General features: G+C 59.8%; 1 protein-coding gene. It reads right to left on the reverse strand.

The window, feature by feature from the left end:
* A partial coding sequence (locus O7A05_RS34015) for a ferritin family protein (protein WP_463152116.1) occupies positions 1–998 on the reverse strand: 998 nt, incomplete at its 3' end.
* Positions 999–1,043 lie beyond the last annotated feature (45 nt).

The raw sequence follows: 1,043 nt of genomic DNA on the forward strand, positions 1-1,043 counted from the left end.
GCCTGGACGTCGTCGTGATGGACCTTGATGCCGTATTTCTCGAGCGGCAGCATGTAGGTGCGGTAGTAGTCCTCATAGATCCAGCGGTGCCACATTTCCGCGTAAGACTCCTTGTTCTTGTCGCGGTTGGTGGTGCCGTATTCGATGAAGGTGCCGATGGCGGCATCGACGATCGCGTGGTTCTGCCAGAAGGCGTAGCGCAGGTCGCGCTCGAGCAGCAGGTGGTTTTCCGGTTCCTTGAGCGCCGCCATCAGCAGGGAGTGGCCGTTGCCGATATGCCGGCTCTCGTCCGATTGCACCGACAGGAAGACGGTCGGAAGCGCATAGTCACCGTTGCGGGCGGCCTCCGAAGGCATGGCGACGAACAGGGTGTTGGTGAAAGCGGTTTCGGCCACCACGGTCAAGTACATGCAGGCGGCGGTCATGGTGTCGCCGGTGATGAAGCCTTCGGCGAACTGCCGGCCGATGGTGGTGGCATAGCACTTTCCGAAGGCTTCTTCGGTGATGTCGAAGCCGGCCGGATCGATGTAGTTCTCCATGTACCATTTCTTCAGGTTCATCTGGATCGTCGAGTGACGGAACTCGTCGATCATCTGCATGGTGAAGCCGGTTCTGAGTTCCTCGCCGGGCGCGATGCGGGCGACCATCGCCATCGAGCGCGCGGCGGAGATTTCCGGGAAGGGAATGATGGCCAGGAAGAGTTTCATCCACTCGACCCAGCGAGGTTCCACATTGCGGAACATGTCGCCGCGCAACGCTGCATCCAGCGCGCCATAGACACGGTTGTCCTTCTCTTCCTGCATTGGGAAATAGGACCGCAGGACCTGCTTCATCGGGTCGCGCGGCGTCTTGTTGATCTTGTAGTCGGTCGGAAACGTCATCGCTTCCTGGACGTAGGAAGGATTCCAGCCGAGGTCGGCGATCTTCTTGGTTGCTTCGCCCACGGAGATTCCGCGTTGCGAGGTGATCTTGTTGAGCGTCAGAGACGTCATCGTCATAAGCCTCCACCAGGTTTGAGCCGCGGGTCCCTTGACCCCGGCATG

The sequence above is a fragment of the Mesorhizobium argentiipisi (SeqCode) genome (assembly GCF_037179585.1).
Taxonomy (GTDB): domain Bacteria; phylum Pseudomonadota; class Alphaproteobacteria; order Rhizobiales; family Rhizobiaceae; genus Mesorhizobium; species Mesorhizobium argentiipisi.